Origin of the sequence: Halanaerobium saccharolyticum, from assembly GCF_003259895.1 — a bacterium.
Taxonomy (GTDB): Bacteria; Bacillota; Halanaerobiia; order Halanaerobiales; family Halanaerobiaceae; genus Halanaerobium; species Halanaerobium saccharolyticum_A.
Window position 1 is genome coordinate 1 of record NZ_QLME01000013.1, and the last position, 16,251, is coordinate 16,251.

A 16,251-nucleotide genomic window follows, 5' to 3' on the forward strand; every position below is an offset into this window, starting at 1 on the left:
GTAGATAGGCCAGAGGTGTAAGTGTAGTAATACATTAAGCTAACTGGTACTAATAGATCGAGGGCTTAATCATTATTTCCTATATGTATCTTTGATTGTACAGTTAAAGAGTACAATACAATTTTATAAGATTTCCGGTGGTAATTGCGGAGGGGCAACACTTGTTCCCATCTCGAACACAAAAGTTAAGTCCTCCAGCGCCTATGGTACTGCATTGGTAACGATGTGGGAGAGTAGGTCGCTGCCGGTCCTTTTATACTCCCCGATAGCTCAGTTGGTAGAGCAGATGACTGTTAATCATCTTGTCGTAAGTTCGAGTCTTACTCGGGGAGCCATTTTTATTTAGAGACCTTTTGGAGGTCTTTTTTTTATTTTATGGGTTTTTAATTTATATAATCTTTTTGTTAGGCTTATTTTTCTTGATTTTTAATTATCCTTAAATTGTAATGTTAAATTGAATAATCTTTATTTAAAAACACTCACAGTTATTAATTGTGGGTGTTTTTGTGTGATAATTTACTTGCATTTTTTTATAAATATAGTATTATATAATTAAAGGTCAAGATAAGTCAAAGTTAGGAGGGGGAGAATATGTCAAGTTTGTCTGATCAGATTGAACAATATTTACGGCGGCAAATTTCTAAATATCAAGGTAAAGTAAAAATTAAGAGAAATCAATTAGCTGAAAATTTTGATTGTGCTCCTTCCCAAATAAATTATGTACTTGATACAAGGTTTACAGTGGAAAATGGTTATGTTGTTGAGAGTCAGCGTGGTGGTGGGGGATTTATAAAGATTATTCGAGTTACTTTAAATTCTGAAAAAGAAGTAATTCAGAAAGTAATTAATAAATTGGACCGTGCAATCAGTCAGCGTGAAGCTCATGGAATTATAAAAAGATTATATGATAATGACTTGATTTCCGAGAGGGAATCTTATCTAATGGAGCGAGCGGTTCACCGCAATGTTCTGGGGATTTCTTTACCAGAACGGGATTATTTAAGGGGAAGGATACTTAAAAATATGTTAGAAGTTATTTTTAAAGTGAAGGAGGACTAGCAATGCTCTGTGAAAGATGTGAAGAAAATGAGGCTTCCGTTCATTTAACAAGGATAATTAATGGTCAAAAAGAAGAGATTCATCTTTGTGAAGAATGTGCCAGAAAGAGCAGTCAGCTGAATTCTGATGATACTGATTTGAGTTTTCAAAGTCTTTTATCTGGAATTTTAAATCACAAATTTTCAAATAAAGAATCATCTTTTTTATCAAATAATGGTTCACAGAAGTTGGTCTGTCCCAATTGTGGTATGAGTTATTACGAATTTACGGAAAAAGGACTCTTCGGTTGTGAAGAATGTTTTGATATTTTTGAACAAAAATTGGATGATTTATTTAAAAGAATCCATGGAAATATTCGACATAATGGTAAATATCCTCTTTCTTTTCAGCAGAAGCTGGAGGTAGAATCTGAAATATCTGAATTAAAAGAAGAAATGGAGACAGCTGTTGAAAAGGAGAATTTTGAAAAAGCAGCAGAAATTAGAGATAAAATCCATGCAATTAAAAGTGACATGGAGGAAGATAATAATGAAGCATAATTTGATAAGTAACTGGCAGACTGAAGCGGGTAAAGAAAAGGATGTTATCTTGAGTTCTAGAATTCGGCTGGCCAGAAATCTAAAAAAATACAAATTTCCGAATAAGAGCACTGAGTCGGAAAAAAATGAACTGATTGGAAATCTTAAATCGAAATTAAATTTTTTAATTAACGACGGATTTGATTTTTATTTAATGAAAGATTTAGATGAGATTGAAAGATTAGTTTTACATGAGGAGCATTTGATCAGTAGTGCCCATACAAAAAGTTCTGCCACAAAAGCATTGTTTTTAAATAATGAAAAGCATATTTCAATTATGATAAATGAAGAAGATCATCTCAGAATACAAATTTTAAGTGCTGGTTTAGAATTTAATGAGATCTGGAATCAAATTAATCAGCTTGATAACCAACTGGATCAAAAAATAGAATATTCTTTTTCAGATAAATGGGGTTATTTAACCAGCTGTCCGACTAATGTTGGCACTGCCTTAAGAGCTTCTGTAATGTGCCACTTACCGGCTCTTGTTTTAAGTGGAAGAATTGACAATATCCTGGGAGCGGTTGGAAAGTTCGGATTAACTGTGAGAGGTATAGCAGGAGAAGGAAGCAGCACTGAAGCTGAACTTTTTCAGATTTCAAATCAGATAACTTTAGGATTTAGCGAAAATGAAATAATAGATAAATTAGAAAGTGTTATTCAGCAGATTATTACTGAAGAAAGAAAAAGTAGAGAATATTTATTAAGAAATAGTTATCAAAAGTTAAAGGATAATGTTCTAAGATCACTCGGAATATTAAAGTATGCCTATCAGTTAGAAGAAGCTGAGGCTTTGAAATATTTATCAAGAATTAAATTTGGACAGGACACAAATTTAATTGAAGAAAAATTGGATCAGGATTTATTTAGAAAATTATTATTTAAAATTAAAGATGCACATCTTCAATATAATTTTGACGATCAACTGGAACAGAGAAAATTAAATATAAAAAGAGCTGAAATTATTAAGAGTATATTAAATGAGGAGTGAAAATAATGTTTGCAAAATTTACAGAAAGAGCAAGAAAAGTTTTGAGTATTGCTGAACAGGAAGCATTAAAGTTAAAACACAGTTATGTAGGAACCGAGCATATTCTTTACGGTTTAATTGCAGAAGATCAGGGTATTGCTGCTCGTGCTTTAATAGATAATGGTGTTAGTAAAGAAGTTGTGGAAAGTAAAATCATAGATATGATTGGTAAGGGACAGAATGAGGTTAAGGGTTCTATAGGTTTGACCCCGCGAAGTAAAAAGGTACTGAATTTAGCAATGGATGAAGCTCGAAAAATGGGACATAATTATATTGGAACCGAGCATCTTCTCCTGGGTTTAATCAGAGAGGGTGAGGGAGTAGCTGTTAGAATTTTAATGGATCTAAATAGTGATATTAGTAATATAAAAGATGAAGTAGTTGATTTACTTGGAGGTAAAAATTCTATGCAGAAAAAATCAAAGTCCTCAGGTAGAAAAACTAAAAATTTGGATGAATACAGCCGTGATTTAACCGAAATGGCAAGAGAAAATAAATTGGACCCGGTAATTGGTCGAGATAAAGAAATTAATAGAGTGATTCAGGTTTTAAGTAGAAGAACTAAAAATAACCCTGTACTGATTGGTGAACCTGGTGTTGGTAAAACAGCTATTATCGAAGGCCTGGCACAGATGATAGTTAGTGAAAATGTACCAGAGCTGCTTTTAAATAAGAGGGTTGTATCTCTTGATCTAAGTTCTTTAGTAGCTGGTTCAAAGTACAGAGGAGAATTTGAACAGCGCTTAAAAGCTGTAATGACAGAGATTATTGAAAGTGGAAATATAATTTTATTTATTGATGAGATGCACACTCTAGTTGGTGCAGGAGCTGCAGAAGGTGCAATTGATGCTGCTAATATTTTGAAGCCGGCACTGGCCAGAGGTGAGTTACAGGCAATAGGAGCTACTACTCTTGATGAATATCGTAAATATATAGAAAAAGATGCAGCATTAGAAAGAAGATTTCAGTCTGTACTGGTAGAAGAAAATTCTACTGAAGAGGCAATAGATATATTAAAAGGACTTCGAGATCCTTATGAGGCACATCATAAAGTTAAAATTACAGATCAGGCAATAAAGGATGCTGTCGTTTTATCACATAGATATATTTCCGATAGATTTTTGCCGGATAAAGCAATTGATTTAATTGATGAGGCTGCTTCCAAAGTCCGATTAAGCAACAGCACCAGACCACCGGAATTTAAAGAATTAAGTCAGAAATTAGAAGAGGCAGAAAAAGAAAAAGAAGCAGCAGTCAAAAATCAGGAATTTGAAAAGGCTGCCAGAATGAGGGATAAAGAAAAGGGCCTAAAAAAAGAACTGCAAGAATTGAAAAATAACTGGGAAAATGAAAAGGGTAAAGCTGAAGCTGTAGTAACTACTGAAGACATTGCAGAAATTGTTTCCAGCTGGACAGGTATTCCGGTAACTAAACTTGAAGAAGCGGAAACTGAAAGACTGCTCCGTCTGGAAGATGAGCTGCACAAAAGAGTAATTGGACAGGATGAAGCAATTACAGCAGTATCAGAAGCTGTGCGTAGAGCCAGAGCTGGTTTGAAAGATCCAAAAAGACCGATTGGGTCCTTTATCTTTTTGGGTCCTACAGGTGTTGGTAAAACTGAACTGGCAAAAACTCTGGCCGAAACAATGTTTAATGATGAGGATGCAATGATTAGAGTTGATATGTCAGAGTATATGGAAAAACACTCTGTTTCCAGACTTGTTGGTTCTCCTCCTGGTTATGTTGGTCATGATGAAGGAGGACAATTAACTGAACCTGTTCGTAGAAGACCATACTCAGTAATTTTATTTGATGAAATAGAAAAGGCCCATCCTGATGTCTTTAATGTACTGCTGCAGATTTTAGAAGATGGTGTATTAACAGATACCCATGGTCGTAAAGTTGACTTCAAAAACACAATTGTAATTATGACTTCTAATGTAGGAGCAGATTTTATTGAGAAACAGTCACAGTTAGGATTTAAGACAGAAAACGATGAAAAAGCAAGCTATGAGAATATGAAGGACAATGTTATGTCCCAGCTTCGCAAAACATTTAGACCTGAGTTTTTAAACCGGCTTGACGAAATCATTGTCTTCCATTCTTTAAATAAAGATCATATCAAGAAAATTGTCGACTTAATGTTAGATGATTTAAGAGATCGGTTGGAAGAAAAAGAAATCGAACTTGAGATGACCGAAGCAGCTAAGGCAAAACTGGCAGAAGATGGTTATGATTCTGAGTTTGGTGCTCGACCTTTAAGGAGAACAATTCAGCGTCAGATTGAAAACCCATTATCAATTAAAATTCTGGACAAAGAATTTGAAGAAAAAGGAAAAATCAAAGTAGATGTTCAAGATGATGAATTTGATTTTAAAATAAATTAGTACGGAAAAAGCAAATTAACCTCTCTTGTAAAATGCTGTAAAAAATGATATAATTATAAACAAATATTAACAAATAAAGAGCTAGGAGTTATTGATAATGGCAAAAGCAAAAAAGTATTATCTATGTCAGGAATGTGGATATAAATCAGTTAATTGGATGGGAAAATGTTCTAACTGTGGTTCCTGGGATAGTTTTGAAGAGGTTATTGAAGATAAATCCAGAGATCAGAAAAATAAATATAATTTAAACAGAGAGGAGAAACAGCCCCTTCCGATTACAAAAATTTCTTCAGTTAAGCGTCAGCGTTATCAAACAAATATCACTGAACTTGATCGGGTACTGGGAGGCGGTATTGTTTCTGGCTCTCTGATATTACTTGGTGGAGCCCCTGGTATCGGTAAATCAACACTGATACTTCAGGTGGCTTCTCTTTTTAGTCAAAAATATGGGAAAACTCTGTATCTTTCGGGTGAAGAATCGGCTTCTCAGATAAAAATGAGAGCAGAAAGATTAAATTGTATGGAAGAAAATCTAAATATTTTAGATGAGAGAGATTATATGGTTTTAGAAAATCATATATCTAAAAATAAAAGTTATTCTCTGATTGTTGTAGATTCAATTCAAACAGTACATATTCCAGAATTAGATGCAGCTCCAGGTAATCTTACTCAAATAAAAGAGGTTACAAATCGTCTGGTTAAACTGGCCAAAACTACCGGTATTCCAGTGGTTTTGATCGGACATGTAACTAAAGAAGGAGAATTAGCTGGTCCCAGAGTTTTAGAACATCTGGTTGATACTGTACTGCAGTTTGAGGGTGATAATTATCACATGTATAGAATGCTGCGGGCCAAGAAAAATCGTTTTGGTTCTACAAATGAAATTGGTGTTTTCGAAATGAAAGCAGATGGAATTAATGAGGTAGCCAACCCTTCCAGCTTTTTTATTAATGAGAGATCGGCAGATGTCTCAGGTTCAATTATAACCCCTGCTTTAGAAGGGAGTAGAGTTCTTCTGGTTGAGGTTCAGTCACTGGTTACAGACGCCGCTTTCCCCTCACCACAGAGGCTGGCTAAAGGTGTTGATTATAAAAGGTTATCTCTACTTTTAGCTGTTTTAGAAAAACGGCTGGGAGCTAATTTTAAAGAACATGATGTTAATTTAAATATTACCGGTGGTATTAATGTGGAAGAGCCTGGCCTTGATTTAGCAATTATAGCGGCTGTTATCTCAAGCTATAAGGATATAGCACTGGATAATGAGCTAGCTGTAATTGGAGAAGTCGGACTTGGTGGTGAAGTAAGAGCAGTAGGTCAGATAGAAAAAAGGATAAATGAATTAAAGAAACTTTCATTTAAAAAAGTAATAATACCTGCGGCAAATGCCAAAAATATTGCCTTTGATCCTGAAATTAAAATAGATGCAGTTAAGGACATAGCTGAATTTGTAAAGTTAATTTTAAAGTAAGTAATTCAAAAATTATAAGAAAAGAGGTGAAGCAATGGAAGAGATCGATGAGAAATTATTGGATATTCTAAAGGTTTTAGCTCCCGGTACAGTTTTTAGAGATGGTCTGGAAAATATATTAAGAGCCCAGACAGGTGGTTTAATTGTTGTTAGTGATAAAGAAGAGGTAATGGATCTGGTTAATGATGGTTTTCAGATTGAAGCACCTCTATCACCTGCTCGTTTATATGAACTGGCCAAAATGGATGGGGCAATTGTACTGGATCAGGCTGCTGAAAACATTTTATTTGCCAATGCGCAGTTGATACCTGATCCGACTGTCAAATCATCTGAAACTGGAACAAGACATAAAACAGCTGAGAGGGTGGCCCGCCAGACAGGAGAATTGGTAATCGCTATTTCTCAGAGGAGATCGATTATTACCATTTATAAAGGCGATTCAAAACATATATTAGAAGATATTAGAGTAGTTCTTGTTAAAGCTAATCAGGCCATTCAGACCCTAGAAAAATATCGATCTGTTTTTGATCAGGCTTTAACTAACTTGAGTGCTCTAGAATTTGAAGATTTAGTGACTCTTTCTGATGTTGTAACTGTTATTCAGAGGACAGAGATGGTATTAAAAATTCAGCGCGAAATAGAAAAATATATCTCTGAACTGGGGTCAGAAGGAAGATTAATTAAAATGCAGTTAGAAGAACTTGTCAGCAATGTTAGAGAAGAAGGGGTTTTGCTGATTGAAGATTATATTTCAGAAGAATTGGAAGAGGATACATCTGATCCAGAAAAAGTTCTGGAAAATCTAACAGACTGGTCTTCTGATGAAATTTTAACTTTAAATACAATTAGTAAAGCTCTGGGTTACAGCGGCAGTGTTAATGCTTTAGATGAAACAGTTTCACCATGCGGTTACCGTATCATGCGGAAAATCCCAAGACTGCCGATGCCTGTTATTGAAAATTTAGTCGAGCATTTCGAAAATCTGCAGGCGATTATTCGAGCTTCAGTTGATGAACTTGATGATGTAGATGGAATTGGAGAAGTACGAGCCCAGGCAATTAAGGATGGACTGCGCCGACTCAGAGATCAGGTTTTACTTGACAGACATATTTAGTACACTTCGTTATAACTTAAGTGAAAAAGTACTCAAATTGACTGAGGCTTTTGAAAATGATATAATTATAAGGTGGATTTTTATTGCTTTCATAAAAGAGGAGTGGATAAGATGTATAAAATTGGTGACAAAGTCGTTTATCCTAATCATGGTGCAGGAACCATTGCTGGTATTGAGACTAAGACTATTTTAGATGAAAAAAAAGAGTATTATATTATGAAACTTCCAATTGGTGAAATGAAAGTTATGATTCCTGTTGATAAGATTGATAAAATTGGTATTCGTGATGTTATATCTGAACAAAAAGCAGATGAAGTTTTTGAATTATTAAATGGTGAAAAGAGTAAAATGTCACAAAATTGGAACCGCCGGTTTCGGGCTAACCAGGAAAAATTAAAAACTGGTGATATATTTGAAGTAGCAGAAGTTGTAAGAAACTTAAGTATTAGAGATAGAGAAAAAGGTCTGTCAACCGGTGAGAAAAAAATGTTAAGTAATGCGCGACAGATATTAATCAGCGAACTTGTTTTAGCAAAGGATATGGATGAAGAAAGCATTTCAGAAAAAATGGATGATTTGTTTACACTTGACGAAGAAGATCTTGATTCTTAATTAGAGATTTTTTGGAAGGGGGTGAAACTGAGATAATGTTAAAAAAAATAATGCGCTTGATTTTTGGGGTTTTTGGTGGTGTTATTGCTTATAATCTGGTTTATATTTTTGGCTTTGCTAGTGAGTATTCTTTTAGCTGGCAGAGTATCGGGGAATTCTTTTTAACCAGGCAGTTTTATGCTGTTTTATTGGGAGCGGTATTGGGTTATTTTTTAATATTTTATTTATTAAATAAATTACTGGATTTTATTATGGATTTTGAGTTAAGATTTAAGGAGATTAGTTGGAAAAAAATTGTGATAGCGGTAAGTGGTCTTATAATTGGTCTTATAACAGGTGCTATTATAAATTTTATTTTTTCTATTCCCAGAATACCTCGGATTGGAATGCCTCTGCAAATTTTTATTAATGTTACCTTTACTTATATGGGGTTTGCCCTTGCTATTCACAAAGAAAAGGATATAGCCTCTTTTTTATTTGCTTTATTTGCCAGAAAAAAAGAAGAGATAGACTGTCCCCAGATTAAAACTGGCAGTGATAAAATACTGGATACCAGTGTTATAATTGATGGCAGAATTTATGATATTTGCAAAACTGGATTTATAGAGGGTAATTTTATTATTCCAGAATTTGTTTTAGAAGAATTACAGCATATTGCTGATTCGGCTGATGATTTAAAAAGAAATCGGGGCCGCCGCGGCCTTGATATTTTAAGACAGATGCAGAATGATGAGCAAATACAGGTAGAAATAATAGACTATGATTTTGAAGAAGTATCTGAAGTTGATAGTAAATTAGTTAAGCTGGCGCAGTTAACTGAAGCTAAGGTTTTAACCAATGATTACAATTTAAATAAAGTTGCAGAATTACAGGGGGTTAATGTTTTAAATATTAATGAGCTGGCAAATGCAGTTAAACCTGTGGTCTTACCTGGCGAAGAAATGGATGTTAAAGTGATTAAGGAAGGTAAAGAAAACGGCCAGGGAGTAGCTTATCTTGACGATGGAACAATGATTGTTATCGAAGAAGGAATTAAATATCTGGGAGATGATATTTCAGTACTTGTGACCAGTATCTTACAGACAGCTGCTGGTAGAATGATCTTTGCTCGCCCTAAAACAAATTAGAGGATGATTTAAATGTCGGAGATTGGTGTTTTAATTGCTGCTGCCGGTAAAGGCAGAAGAATGGGAAAGAACATAAATAAGCAATTTTTGAATCTTATGGGAAAGCCGGTTTTATATCATACTATAAAAACTTTTCTGGACTGGCCGCGCGATTTTGAGCTAAACATAGTGTTGCATCCTGATGAGATAGAATATTTCAAAGATAATGTAATGCCCTTATTTTTAGCCTCTCAGCCTGAATTCAATTTAATTGCCGGAGGTAAAAGCAGAAAGGAATCAGTTAATAATGGCTTGAAAAACTTTAGTGATAAAGTTAATTATGTTATAATACATGATGGTGCACGACCAATGTTAAAAAAAGAGTTAATAGAAAGAACCTATCTGGCAGTAAAAAAGTATGATGCTGTTAGCTGTGGAATTAAAGTTAAAGATACAATAAAAGTAGTAGAGAATTCTTTTTCTAAAAAAACGCTCGCTCGTAATTCTTTAAGAGCAATCCAGACACCGCAAGCATTTAGATTAGACTTAATAAAAAAAGCACATAAAAATTATAAAAAAGATAAAGCACTTGATGATGCCTCTCTGGTTGAAGAACTGGGAAAAAAGGTATATATTGTTAATGGTGATTATAATAATTTTAAAATTACTACTCCGGAAGATTTAAAACCGGCAGAAATTATTTTAAAGGAGCAATCTAATGTTTAGAGTTGGTTTTGGCTATGATAGTCATCGTTTTGCTAAAGACAGAAAACTATTTTTAGGTGGGGTAGAAATAGAATCTGATTTTGGTCTTCAGGGCCATTCAGATGCTGACGTGTTACTGCATGCCTTAATGGATGCGCTGCTGGGAGCAGTTGGAAGTGGTGATATCGGCAGTCACTTTCCGGATGATGACCCTCAATATAAAAACATCAGCAGTTTAAAACTTTTGACTGAGGTCAAAAAAGAAGTAGAGAATAGAAATTTTGTAATAAATAATTGTGATTTAGTAGTTGTGGCAGAAAAGCCCAAATTAAAACCCTATCGCAGTCAAATTATTGCTTCGACTGCAGATGGCTTGAATTTGCAGGAGCAAGATATTAATTTTAAAGCGACAACTAATGAAAAAATGGGCTTTACTGGCCGGGGAGAAGGTATGGCAGCCTATGCTGTCGTAAGCGTAGTTGAGAAGGAATTTTGGCAGTTTTTTAAGAAGGTAAATAGGAAGGGAGTACTAGATGATGTTAGTAAAGAATATAATGACAAATGATCCAATAACAATTGCCCCAGAGGCAACAATTATGGAAGCGGAAAAAATGCTTTCAATAAATAAAATTGGTAGATTGTTAGTGGAGAAGAATGGAAAAGTAATTGGGATGTTAACAGATGGTGATATAATAGCTGAGAAAGATTTAGATGCTTCAGTTAGCGAATTTATGTCTGATAATTTAATTGTTATTAATGAAAAGAGCACAGTTCAGCAGGCAGCAAAAAAATTATCCGACAATCATATCGGAGGTTTGCCTGTTTTTAATGATAGAAAAGAATTAGTAGGTATTGTTACATCTGAAGATATAGTCTATGGTTATTTAAAAGATGAAGAAGAAGAAATGGAAATGGAGAAGAAAACCATAACTCCAGAAAGTTCTGCTATTTATCTTTCAATGACCAGAAGTCGTGACTATGAAGAATACTGGTTGAAAAAAATAGAAGGTTATGGCTATCGCGGTGCAATTACTCAAACTGGTGCCAGTGCAGAAAAACTGCCGATTAAATTGCGAGAAAGTACTACTGTAGCTGCAATTGCAAGAGGAGTAATCAGCGAAAATTCTCGTGAAAAAATGGCTGTTTCCAATGCTGTTAAAGATGCATACAGTCAGCTGGATCTTGTAAATCCTGGTCTTGGTGGAGGATTTAAGATAGCAGTTGTCCGGGGAGATGGACACATTTCTGTTGCTATTTTTGGTAAGTTTGGTCATGCTCTAGTTGATGGCCCTGAACAGTTAACTGTTGGAACAAGTGTAATATAATTTAAGACAATTGCAAAATCATATAGGAGGAATTATAAGGTTATGAGTAATAACATAAGATTGCGTTTCCCCCCTAGTCCTACCGGGAAGATTCACATTGGTAATATGCGAACAGCTCTCTTTAACTGGCTGGTTGCAAAGCAAAAAGACGGGGAATTAGTTTTGAGAATTGAAGATACAGATCAGGCAAGATCTACTAAAGAGTTTGAAGATATTATTATTCAGGAGATGGAATGGCTTGATCTGGATGCAGACGAGGGTGTTGGTATTGGTGGAGATTACGGCCCTTATCGCCAGACTGAAAGGATTGATCTTTATCAGGAGTATGCTGATAAATTATTAGAATCCGGTCATGCCTATAAATGCTACTGTACTAAAGAAGAACTGGACGAAATGAGGCAGAAAGCTATTGAGAATGATGAGATGCCTCGTTATGATGGTTCCTGCCGTGATTTAAGCGAAGAAGAAAGAAAAGCTTATGAGGCTGAAGGAAGAGAGCCAGTTTTGCGTTTTAAACTGCCAGCGGAAGAACAGGAAATAGTTGTTGAAGATTTAATTAGAGGCGATGTTAGTTTTAGCTCCTCTGTTTTAGATGATTTTATTATCTTTAAATCCGATGGCATGCCGACTTATAATTTCGCAGTAGTAATTGATGATGCGTTAATGAAAATTTCACATGTTGTCAGAGGTGAAGACCACCTATCTAATACTCCAAAACAGATTCTAATCTATCAAGCTTTAGGGTTTAAATTACCTAAATTTGCACATTTGCCCTTAATTTTAGATGAAAATAAGGCAAAGCTTAAAAAGCGTGGTAAAGATTCTGTTTATATTGGTGAGTTTAGAGAACAGGGATATTTACCGGAAGCACTCTTTAATTTTATGGCCCTCTTAGGCTGGTCAACTGGAGATGAAGAAGAAATACTCTCCCAGGAAGAAATTATAGAGCGTTTTGCTATTGAAGATGTCAATAAAAGTGGTGCAGTTTTTGATAGAGAAAAACTGAACTGGATGAATGGGAAGTATATTCGGGCAGCCGAACTGGATAGAATTGTAGATTTATCACTGCCTTTCTTACTGGAATCCGCTCTGGTTGACAAAGAATATATAGAAAACAATAGATCCTGGCTGGCTGAAGTGATCGATGAGGTTAGAACTGGAGTTGATTATTTATCTCAAATTCCTGAGGAAGCAGAGTTGTTTTTAACTGAGATAGAGTTTGATGATCCAGCTGAAGCCGCGGAAGAATTTAAAGGTGCAGATGTAAAACTAGTATTTGAAACTTTAAAAATCAAAATGTTTGAGAGAGAAGAATTAACAGCAGAAGCGGTTGGAGAAATTTTTAAAGAACTAAAAAATGAGCTGGATGTTGGTGGTAGAACAATTTATCATCCCACCAGACTTGCAATTACCGGCAAAGGTTCTGGCCCGGAAATGACAAGCGTTATTTCTATTTTTGGAGCTGAAGAAATTTCCCGCAGACTTGATGCTGCTTTAGAGTTGGCTGAAAATAATTAATAAAGAAATAATATTAAGGGTCTTCTCTGAGGGAGAAGGCTCTTTTTTAAAAGCAGTTTGTAATTTTAATGATTATTTTAAAAATCGGATCAGTAAGAAAAGTTAGTAAGAAAGGAGTGAAGAGATGCTAAAAGTTTATAATACATTAACAGGTAAAAAAGAAAAATTCGAAACAGAAGAGGCGGGCAAGGTGAAAATGTATGTCTGTGGCTTAACCGTTCAAAATTATTCTCATATCGGCCATATCAGAAGTGCGATTAACTACGATGTTGTGAGGCGTTTTCTTGAATATTTAGGTTATCAAGTTGATTATATTTCTAATTTTACTGATATTAATGAGAAAATAGTCAAAAGAGCAGCAGAAGAAGATTTAACTCCAGCAGAACTGGCTGATAAATATGCCAATGCTTTTTTAGAAGATATCAGGGAATTTAATATTAAAGCAGCTGATAAATATTTGCGGGTTAGCGAAAATATTGATCAAATTATTGAAATGGTGAAAACTTTAATTGATAAAGGTTATGCTTATGAGGTAAACGGGAATGTATACTTTAGTGTAGAAAGTTTTGAGGACTACGGAAAATTATCCGGAAGGAATCTGGATGAGATGCAGGCTGGTGCCCGAATTGCAGTCAATGAAGAAAAAAGAAATCCTCTAGATTTTGGCTTATGGAAAAAAGTTGAGCCCGGAGATGGCTGGGATAGTCCCTGGGGAGAAGGTTGGCCTGGCTGGCATATAGAATGTTCAGCAATGTCAATGAAGCGTCTGGGAGCTACTTTCGATATTCACGGAGGTGGAGTTGATCTTATTTTTCCCCATCATGAAAACGAAATTGCTCAGTCAGAAGCATACAGCGGGCAGAAGTTTGTTAATTACTGGCTGCATAATGGAACTGTTAACTTAAGTGGAGAAAAAATGTCTAAATCTCAGGGAAATTTCTTTACAAGTCGAGAAGTTTTAAAAGAGTTTTCCGCCCGGGTAATTAGATATTTTCTTTTAAGCAGACACTATAGAAGTCCAATTGATTTTGCTTATGAAAAATTAGAAGAAGCTCAAACTTCACTGGAAAGAATTGAAAACACAAGAAAGCAGCTGGCAAAAGTATTAAGTCTGGATATTGATTCTGCAGCTGAAAATAAAGAAGCTGAAGACTTTTTTGAAAAGATTGTAAAAAAGCAGAGGGCTTTTGTTGAAGCTTTAGAAGATGATTTTAATACAGCTGAAGCGATTGGAGTTTTACATGATTTGGTTGGAGAAATAAACAGTTATATTAACCAAAAAGATTTTTCTCTAAATGAAAAGAACTTTGCCATTCTGGAAGAAACAGAAGAAATTTTTCTGGAATTAGCAGAAATCCTGGGGTTAGAGTTTGAACTGGAATCAGCTGCAGCAGCTGGTAATGATTTAGTCGATCCGCTTGTCAACTTATTGATAGATTTGAGAGACAAAGCTAGAGAAAACAAAAACTGGGAAGAAGCAGATTTGATTAGAGACCGACTGCAGGAAATAGGAATTGAAGTTATAGATACCTCCCGGGGAACAGAATGGGAAATCAAAGAAGCGAAGGATGATAATTAAATGCCAAAGATTGAAGGAAGAAATCCGGTTTATGAAGCTTTAAGAGGAAACAGGAAAATACATCGTATTTTTATTCAGGAAGAAATTTCGGCTGAAGTAATAGATAATATTCTAGAAATGGCAGAGGAGAAGAATGTTCCAATTAGTAGAATTTCTTCGCAGAAATTAGATGAAAGTGCCAGATCTCATGCTCATCAGGGAGTAATTGCCGAAGCTGATCCATTAAAAGAGTATGGTTTAGCTGATATAGTTGAGATCAAAGAAAATAAGGATGGAGATTCTCTGGTTATTATTTTAGATGAAATAAAAGATCCTCATAATTTTGGGGCAATAGTTAGAACTGCCTATGCAGCAGGTGCTGATGCAGTTGTTTATCAGGACCGCCGTGCTGTAGGTATTACACCGGTAGTATTAAAGTCTGCGGCAGGAGCAGCAGAACATATACCTTTAGTTAAGGTGTCTAATATTAACTATGCCATTAGAGATTTAAAAAAGGCTAATTATTGGATTGCCGGAGCTGATGCCGCAGCTGAACAAAATCATTTTGAAGCTGACTTAAGTGGATCGATTGGACTGGTAATTGGAAGTGAAGGTAGTGGACTTAGAAGACTGGTTAGAGAAAACTGTGATTTCCTTGTTAAAATTCCAATGAGTGGAGAATTAGGTTCCCTTAATGCGTCTGTAGCAGCAGCTATTATCATCTATGAAATTTTCCGTCAGCGCGGAGAAGATATTTCTTGACGAAAGTTTTTTTAGCAAGTATAATAGTAATGTAATGGATAAGGGAGGGGATTCTGGTTGAAGATGAATGCTCAGGAACTTGATTTTGATGATATCAGTTTTGAAGAGTATAAGCAGATGTCCGATGATGAACTTGTTGAACTGGTACATCAGGGAGATATGGAAGCTCAGGAAACTCTGATTAAACGTTATAAGAACTTTGTGCTTGCTAAATCACGCTCTTATTTTTTGGTAGGAGCTGATCGGGAAGATATTGTTCAGGAAGGCATGATTGGCCTTTATAAAGCAGTGCGTGATTATAAAGTTGAGAGACTGGCCTCTTTTCGAGCTTTTGCAGAATTATGTATTACTCGACAGATAATCACCGCGATTAAAGCTGCTACCCGCCAGAAGCACCAGCCTTTAAATACTTATATTTCTTTAAATAAGCCGATTTATGATGAAGAATCAGATAGAACTCTTCTGGACATTTTAAAAGGTGGAAAATTATCCAACCCAGAGGCTTTATTTATCAGCAATGAAACTTATGATTTAATCGAATCTGAAATATCTTCAATGTTAAGTGATTTAGAATTTGATGTTCTGCAGGAATATTTAGATGGAAAATCTTATCAAAAAATTGCTGAAAGCTTAGATAAACATGTGAAATCAGTAGATAATGCATTACAGAGAGTAAAAAGAAAATTAGAAGTATTTTTAGAAAAACATAATATATAAATTTCTAATTTGCTTCTGATTCAAATAAATATAACTGTCATTAATGGCAGTATTCGGCCTGCAGCCGCCAGGCCTTTTTTGTGGATTTTATATCCTGATGGCTACATAAAAACTAGTTAAATTTTTAAGGGGGAAGAAAAGAAAATGGCAAAAGCAAAATTTGAAAGAAACAAACCACATGTTAACATAGGAACAATAGGACATGTTGACCATGGAAAAACAACACTAACAGCAGCAATCACAAATGTGTTAGCAAACTATGGTGGAGCAGAAGTAAGAGCATTTGATACAATTGATAATGCCCCAGAAGAA

Annotated in this window: 16 protein-coding genes, 1 tRNA gene and 1 rRNA gene; all 18 read left to right on the forward strand. The window is 35.1% G+C overall.

The genetic code is table 11. The annotated features are described in order from the left end of the window. The first annotated feature begins 133 nt into the window (after positions 1-133). Positions 134-250: ribosomal RNA gene (gene rrf / locus C7958_RS09190) — 5S ribosomal RNA — on the forward strand. 9 nt (positions 251-259) lie between these two features. Further along, positions 260-335, forward strand: a tRNA-Asn gene (locus C7958_RS09195). A gap of 256 nt (positions 336-591) precedes the next feature. Continuing rightward, positions 592-1,059, forward strand: coding sequence for a CtsR family transcriptional regulator (locus C7958_RS09200; RefSeq protein ID WP_111572387.1), 468 nt, complete (start codon positions 592-594; stop codon positions 1,057-1,059). 2 nt (positions 1,060-1,061) lie between these two features. After that, positions 1,062-1,598: a UvrB/UvrC motif-containing protein gene (locus tag C7958_RS09205; RefSeq protein WP_111572388.1), complete on the forward strand. Its 537-nt coding sequence runs from the start codon at positions 1,062-1,064 to the stop codon at positions 1,596-1,598. Then, a complete protein-coding gene (locus tag C7958_RS09210; protein ID WP_111572389.1) occupies positions 1,588-2,628 on the forward strand; it encodes a protein arginine kinase in 1,041 nt (346 codons plus the stop codon). The genes C7958_RS09205 and C7958_RS09210 overlap by 11 nt, the downstream gene beginning before the upstream one ends. A 5-nt stretch (positions 2,629-2,633) precedes the next feature. Beyond that, a complete protein-coding gene (locus C7958_RS09215; protein ID WP_111572390.1) occupies positions 2,634-5,054 on the forward strand; it encodes an ATP-dependent Clp protease ATP-binding subunit in 2,421 nt (806 codons plus the stop codon). Positions 5,055-5,151: 97 nt separating this feature from the next. Beyond that, complete coding sequence (gene radA / locus C7958_RS09220; protein WP_111572391.1) at positions 5,152-6,522, forward strand: DNA repair protein RadA; 1,371 nt, start codon at positions 5,152-5,154, stop codon at positions 6,520-6,522. Positions 6,523-6,556: 34 nt separating this feature from the next. Then, positions 6,557-7,636: a DNA integrity scanning diadenylate cyclase DisA gene (gene disA / locus C7958_RS09225; protein WP_111572392.1), complete on the forward strand. Its 1,080-nt coding sequence runs from the start codon at positions 6,557-6,559 to the stop codon at positions 7,634-7,636. 111 nt (positions 7,637-7,747) lie between these two features. After that, a complete protein-coding gene (locus C7958_RS09230; RefSeq protein WP_111572393.1) occupies positions 7,748-8,248 on the forward strand; it encodes a CarD family transcriptional regulator in 501 nt (166 codons plus the stop codon). Positions 8,249-8,283: 35 nt separating this feature from the next. Continuing rightward, complete coding sequence (locus C7958_RS09235; RefSeq protein WP_111572394.1) at positions 8,284-9,375, forward strand: PIN/TRAM domain-containing protein; 1,092 nt, start codon at positions 8,284-8,286, stop codon at positions 9,373-9,375. A 12-nt stretch (positions 9,376-9,387) separates the two neighbouring features. After that, on the forward strand, positions 9,388-10,080 hold the full coding sequence (gene ispD / locus C7958_RS09240) for a 2-C-methyl-D-erythritol 4-phosphate cytidylyltransferase (RefSeq protein WP_111572395.1): 693 nt from the start codon (positions 9,388-9,390) through the stop codon (positions 10,078-10,080). Beyond that, positions 10,073-10,624: a 2-C-methyl-D-erythritol 2,4-cyclodiphosphate synthase gene (gene ispF / locus C7958_RS09245; RefSeq protein ID WP_111572396.1), complete on the forward strand. Its 552-nt coding sequence runs from the start codon at positions 10,073-10,075 to the stop codon at positions 10,622-10,624. The genes ispD and ispF overlap by 8 nt, the downstream gene beginning before the upstream one ends. After that, entirely contained in the window at positions 10,593-11,384 is a 792-nt protein-coding gene (locus C7958_RS09250; RefSeq protein WP_111572397.1) for a HutP family protein, read from the forward strand. Before ispF ends, C7958_RS09250 begins: the two co-directional genes overlap by 32 nt. 42 nt (positions 11,385-11,426) lie before the next feature. Next, on the forward strand, positions 11,427-12,902 hold the full coding sequence (gene gltX, locus C7958_RS09255; protein WP_111572398.1) for a glutamate--tRNA ligase: 1,476 nt from the start codon (positions 11,427-11,429) through the stop codon (positions 12,900-12,902). A gap of 124 nt (positions 12,903-13,026) precedes the next feature. After that, entirely contained in the window at positions 13,027-14,481 is a 1,455-nt protein-coding gene (cysS, locus tag C7958_RS09260; protein ID WP_111572399.1) for a cysteine--tRNA ligase, read from the forward strand. After that, on the forward strand, positions 14,482-15,222 hold the full coding sequence (gene rlmB / locus C7958_RS09265; RefSeq protein WP_111572400.1) for a 23S rRNA (guanosine(2251)-2'-O)-methyltransferase RlmB: 741 nt from the start codon (positions 14,482-14,484) through the stop codon (positions 15,220-15,222). 63 nt (positions 15,223-15,285) lie between these two features. Then, the gene (gene sigH, locus C7958_RS09270; protein WP_181453821.1) at positions 15,286-15,939 is read left to right on the forward strand and encodes an RNA polymerase sporulation sigma factor SigH; all 654 of its coding nucleotides are present in this window, start codon (positions 15,286-15,288) and stop codon (positions 15,937-15,939) included. Between the two features lie 144 nt (positions 15,940-16,083). Continuing rightward, positions 16,084-16,251, forward strand: a 168-nt coding sequence (locus tag C7958_RS09275) for a GTP-binding protein (protein WP_243834319.1), incomplete at its 3' end; no start/stop codon positions are given.

Bases quoted from the DNA above. Each gene is read 5' to 3' on its own strand.
- sigH (WP_181453821.1), top strand. From the start codon at position 15,286: ATGAATGCTCAGGAACTTGATTTTGATGATATCAGTTTTGAAGAGTAT.
- C7958_RS09235 (WP_111572394.1), top strand. From the start codon at position 8,284: ATGTTAAAAAAAATAATGCGCTTGATTTTTGGGGTTTTTGGTGGTGTT.
- C7958_RS09230 (WP_111572393.1), top strand. From the start codon at position 7,748: ATGTATAAAATTGGTGACAAAGTCGTTTATCCTAATCATGGTGCAGGA.
- C7958_RS09200 (WP_111572387.1), top strand. From the start codon at position 592: ATGTCAAGTTTGTCTGATCAGATTGAACAATATTTACGGCGGCAAATT.
- C7958_RS09215 (WP_111572390.1), top strand. From the start codon at position 2,634: ATGTTTGCAAAATTTACAGAAAGAGCAAGAAAAGTTTTGAGTATTGCT.
- cysS (WP_111572399.1), top strand. From the start codon at position 13,027: ATGCTAAAAGTTTATAATACATTAACAGGTAAAAAAGAAAAATTCGAA.
- C7958_RS09210 (WP_111572389.1), top strand. From the start codon at position 1,588: ATGAAGCATAATTTGATAAGTAACTGGCAGACTGAAGCGGGTAAAGAA.
- C7958_RS09250 (WP_111572397.1), top strand. From the start codon at position 10,593: ATGATGTTAGTAAAGAATATAATGACAAATGATCCAATAACAATTGCC.
- disA (WP_111572392.1), top strand. From the start codon at position 6,557: ATGGAAGAGATCGATGAGAAATTATTGGATATTCTAAAGGTTTTAGCT.
- radA (WP_111572391.1), top strand. From the start codon at position 5,152: ATGGCAAAAGCAAAAAAGTATTATCTATGTCAGGAATGTGGATATAAA.
- ispF (WP_111572396.1), top strand. From the start codon at position 10,073: ATGTTTAGAGTTGGTTTTGGCTATGATAGTCATCGTTTTGCTAAAGAC.
- gltX (WP_111572398.1), top strand. From the start codon at position 11,427: ATGAGTAATAACATAAGATTGCGTTTCCCCCCTAGTCCTACCGGGAAG.
- rlmB (WP_111572400.1), top strand. From the start codon at position 14,482: ATGCCAAAGATTGAAGGAAGAAATCCGGTTTATGAAGCTTTAAGAGGA.
- C7958_RS09205 (WP_111572388.1), top strand. From the start codon at position 1,062: ATGCTCTGTGAAAGATGTGAAGAAAATGAGGCTTCCGTTCATTTAACA.
- ispD (WP_111572395.1), top strand. From the start codon at position 9,388: ATGTCGGAGATTGGTGTTTTAATTGCTGCTGCCGGTAAAGGCAGAAGA.